Below are 4,570 nucleotides of genomic sequence, written 5' to 3' on the forward strand. Positions count from 1 at the left end.
GCCAAAATTGGATGCCGATCGAGGGTCAGTTTTGGACGCCGATTGACACTCACCGCATTGTAATGTGCACGTGGAAACACGTGCGCAAGAAGGTGACGTATATGTTGAAAGCACCTGTGAAAACCTATCGCGCTTACCCTATGCGAGACAACGACGGGCGTATCATCGACGATTTCTGGCAAAGGAAACAACCGCATCGTCCAGGCCAAGCGTTGGCCGTTTGTCGCTTTATGCACGGGGCTGAGATCGACAAGCTCTGCATCGCCGGAGGGGAAGCCGTCGGTGTGATTGAGGACATTGCTGCTCGTGCTAAAGCCAGGATCGAAAGCCAGGACCGGCAGCAGCTTAAGGACCTCCAGAGGTCCCTAGGCCTCCCCCGGCGTCGGCATGGAAAGGCTCAAACCTAACGGGCCGCGAGAAACTGGGTAAACCGCTCGTCAAGGCGGCCGCGATCGGGGTAGTCTTGCCCACGCCGAGGAAATTTGATGAGCTGACCGGCCATGGGCTTCAGGCCGTGCTCGAACATCGGGCCATCGTTCATGGACAGCAGCGCATCCGAAACATGGATTCGGTTGTCCGGATCGATGCCGATCAGATTGGCGTCAAAGGCTGCGTGGTCTTGGAGAGCGGGAGGCCATTCCTGACGATTGGCTGGCCCAGCTCCTCGTGCTTGTCAGCCACGATACGTGCTGCGTCCAGTAGGCGCGGTTCAGGTAGTCCCATAATGGGCAGCGGTTTCCATATGCCGCCAGAACTGCTTCACGAAATGCCGCTTGATGAAGCCGCTGGCGCACAAGACGTAGCCCATAGCGCCGCTCAGGCGCTTCGGGCACTGCCCAATCCTTGGCGGCCAGAACAGGTGCGCCGAATGCGAGTTGCACCTTGAGGTCCGCCGCTGACCACTCGGCAACGTAGGTGGGCCAAATCAAGGTGTAGCGCTGGGGGGCGACTCCGAGGAAATACAAGATCGGAATTTGAAGCTCGTACGCCTCCCGCAGCCAACGGTTATCCGCGGCCTGTGCATTGTTCCCCATGAAGGCGTAGTCCACTAACTCGTCACCACGCTCGATCTGGGCGTGCACCGCGCGCTGGTCGTCATACCAGACGCGCACCAGTTCGAGGAAACACGGTCCGGATACTCAGCAGATGCTGCATTCCTCGTCCGACGTTCTTAGCCGGTCCGCAACCGCATCCCACAAATAGCGCCCCTCGCCGCCCCCGACGCCAAAACCCTTCCCGGTGACGATGTTGGCGACCAGCTTTGTGGAACAGGAAGCCACTGCTCTTGCGGCCAGAAGAAAGGTGGGGTGAGGATGCGGCACCCAATCACAGGGTCCTGGCGTTCGTCAAAGACCGCCGTATCGCGACGGTAGTGCGCTATGCGTCTGCGCATGTCCGATCGGCTCGCTACGCCGTTCTTTACGCCAAATGCCTCCCAAGCAAGCGACAGTGGCGCGATCGACCCGTGACCAAAGACCCGCCGCCTACAATGAAGTTGTCGGGCGCGTGGATCTTGAAGAGGAATAATTCGCCGGGCTCCAGATACCGGAACTGAGTCCTGCCGCTCGGCTGCCAGAAATTTACCCCGTCGTGAGGCGCGGACGATCGCAACAGCTTTTGGTATACTGCTCACTGAGCTTAACTTGCACTAAGTCCGAGAACAGACTGTCGCACCGTGTTTGGTCGTCTAGCGATCAAAGGAGCTCGTGAGATCTCCGAGACGTAGACGACCTTCCGGGTCAGTTTCGCGATGGCGTTGCCAAGTGAACCTTTCTTTCAAACGCCCGTCGCATGTTGTCACAAATAGATTAAGCCCGTCACACAATCGCTTAGCTCGACTCTAAGCCTTTATTTAGAATCACGCTTGACTCCCGATAAGGTATTATTCACACTATTGATAGCACCCATTTTCGTCGACTCAGCTTCCTGTGCAGGAATGGATTTGGCATCGCGATGAAGATTTTTTGTCTCATCTTCTGTGCGCTCGCCGCGCTGATGTCGAGTTCAATGTTATCTACTAGCGTAACAAATCATTGGGCTTCGACCGCATCTGCTGACGAACTGACAGACCGCGATTCATTCTGGCGTAAACAGGCATTTCTCTGTTCAGTCTCAGCTTACCCATTCCCTTCCAAAGAAGTGAAGGGGCAGCCGCAAGACTGCGACGACGGCGACATGACTTTGTTCAACGGATTACTGTGCGCTGCAGGCGAGGGTGCCGGGTGCGATGCCGTCGCGAGATCACAAAGTGCGGATGGACGTTGGTGGCGGTCGCCTCGCCGCATCGGCATGGAAGCACCGGCGAATGATGTTTCGTTTTCGCCAGATCAGTCCCTGGGCGTGCTCCTGTACGTTCTTCAAGTGGGCGATAAGGCAAGGTTTTCAAGCTGGCTCTCTTGGATTGAGGGGAATCGCCCCTGCCTCACCAAGCTCGGCGGAAAGTGCTTCCAGTATGGCTGGCTTCGTTTCTGCACTGATGATTTTGATAAGCGATGCACACTCCGTCCCGGCGACTGCGTCAGGCTTGAGGAGGTAGCACGTAGATTAGGTGTAGATAGCTCGCTTTGCAGGCGCATTTTGAGAGAGCTAGGGCTGCCTACCGATGTCATGCGGCCCCTTGGCGATTTTCTATTGGGCGCTGCAGCCGCGAACGACCCGGGGTACCCGCAACACCTAGTTGGCGTGGATATTCTGATCGCAAGGATGCTTGGCGTTGATGCTACCAAGGTAAATCAAGCCGCCGCTATCCTGGCTGCAAGAACTGCCGACAACCCGTTCTTCCAGTATCTGAGCGGCGGAGCAGCAGATGACGTCAGAGCCAAATTGTTGCTAACGTGCCCTTCGCCCCAACGACTTTCTGGCAATCGTTTCCAATGGACCTGGGAGAGAGTGGCAAAACCAAATGCGTGGCAAGAGAGCATGTATTGGGATTGTATTTTTCTAGGAGATCTCACGCGCAAGTGATCGATTACCTCGCGTTGACACTTTATGTCTGAATACGCCCCAATAGGTAGGCGATATTTATACAACTTAACCAGGGAGGAATTGACATGAACCTTCTTCGTAGGCAATTCTTGGGCGTTGCTGGTGGTGCGGCGGCTCTTCCTATATTGTCACGCGTCGCCAGCGCTCAAAGCCCCTCAGACGACGACGAGGTAGTAAGAGCCTTCAAGGACAACATCGATCTTCAGAATGCTCGCCTGCGGGCACTTTTGGATGCCGAAACCGAGGCGCGGAAGTCCCTTTCCGTGTCCCCATTGTTGGATCTGCCTGGCTCCGGGGAGCTAATCGATCGATCATGGCAAGTCTACGCAGAAGCCCTACGAGCGAAGTTCACAGGCGGAGAAAAGTGGCCGAACCTTCAACTCGTAACGATCCCCGAGGCGGTCCGTTGGGATGACCCGGATTTCTCGGACTATTACCTTTATGCGGCTGGGGATGATATGCCGTCACTCGGCGTTTCCCGCCGACCGTCTGCTAATAGCTTTGTTGACCAGTACGCAGCTTTCATAAGGGATATAGCGGCTCCCGTGGTTGACGAGGCGGCCGCTAGAAAAGCAGGCGATGCGCTAAAGACAGCCGATGCGGCACAGCAAGCGCACTTCAAATTATTACGGAGATACTCAAATCGCTGGGATGTATTCGATGCGTGGCAAAAAAAGCGCTTTCCGAATAATCCAAGCCGATGGCTAACCATTGATGAGTGGTATGATAAATATGCAAACGCAACGCTTGAAACTGACACGAGCGTTATTAATACTTACTACGCCCAAGCTTATTATTGGCTAAAGAAAGCCTATGGCGGTCAAGAGACCCTGATCAGGGATATACTTCTACGCTTTAACGCTTTTGCAAAGAAGAGAGTTAAAACTCCCAAAGCTTCTGACTCGCTTCCGGATCAGATGAGAGAAATATATCCCTATCAAATCAACACCAGTTTTCCAGAATGGCTTCGAGATGCTAGAGCAAATCGACTAGCTAACACCACGTTTCAAATTTCTGCCCAATCTGATACGTATGACTATAGTAGAACTGAGATCGCCGGGCTGGTTGGAATAGGGTTTGGGTTCTTCGGGATTATTGCAGGCGGGCAGCGGGTTACGATACAGATCGACACAACTCACGACGCCTACTCGCTTGGGTTCGACGGGCAGGTTGCAATGTTCGAATTCTCGCCTGGAGAGTGGTTTAATCCAATAGCTTTGGCGAACTATCGTAAAGGCCCGTTCGCCCCCGGTTCTCAGATGGAGCGACTATCCCAGACCACAGGTATTTTTGGGCCGGAAGGGGTTATTAACTTTAGAGCTGCTCGCTATATTGTGGCTTATAAACCCAAAGTCACGGTAAAATTTCAGCAAAGCGATTATCACTACTTCTATGAACAAACTCGCGGCGCTGCAGGCTTTTTTATCGGACCGTTTGTATTTGGGGTAGGCGGCTACTACAAGGAAGAGATCCATATCAAGTGGGATAGCAACGACACGTCGCTCACGATATACGACGGGCCAGATATACCTCAACTTCTTGCTGTCGACTGTGATGCCCTCTAGATTCTGAGCTTTGGCATACT

General features: G+C 54.1%; 4 protein-coding genes. 3 read left to right on the forward strand and 1 reads right to left on the reverse strand.

From position 1 onward, the window contains the following. On the forward strand, window positions 1–407 hold a 407-nt coding region (locus NKI97_RS35200), incomplete at its 5' end, for a hypothetical protein (RefSeq protein WP_352838584.1). Between the two features lie 195 nt (window positions 408–602). Here NKI97_RS35200 and NKI97_RS35205 read toward each other — a convergent pair. Continuing rightward, window positions 603–1,112: a hypothetical protein gene (locus tag NKI97_RS35205; RefSeq protein WP_352838585.1), complete on the reverse strand. Its 510-nt coding sequence runs from the start codon at window positions 1,110–1,112 to the stop codon at window positions 603–605. An 841-nt stretch (window positions 1,113–1,953) separates the two neighbouring features. Between NKI97_RS35205 and NKI97_RS35210 the strand changes: the two genes are divergently transcribed. Both NKI97_RS35210 and NKI97_RS35215 read left to right on the forward strand, forming a co-directional pair. Continuing rightward, entirely contained in the window at window positions 1,954–2,964 is a 1,011-nt protein-coding gene (locus NKI97_RS35210) for a hypothetical protein (RefSeq protein ID WP_352838586.1), read from the forward strand. A gap of 86 nt (window positions 2,965–3,050) precedes the next feature. Then, window positions 3,051–4,550, forward strand: a complete 1,500-nt coding sequence (locus NKI97_RS35215; protein WP_352838587.1) for a hypothetical protein — start codon at window positions 3,051–3,053, stop codon at window positions 4,548–4,550. Window positions 4,551–4,570 lie beyond the last annotated feature (20 nt).

This window comes from Mesorhizobium sp. M0296, from assembly GCF_040321675.1.
In the GTDB taxonomy this organism is placed as follows: domain Bacteria; phylum Pseudomonadota; class Alphaproteobacteria; order Rhizobiales; family Rhizobiaceae; genus Mesorhizobium.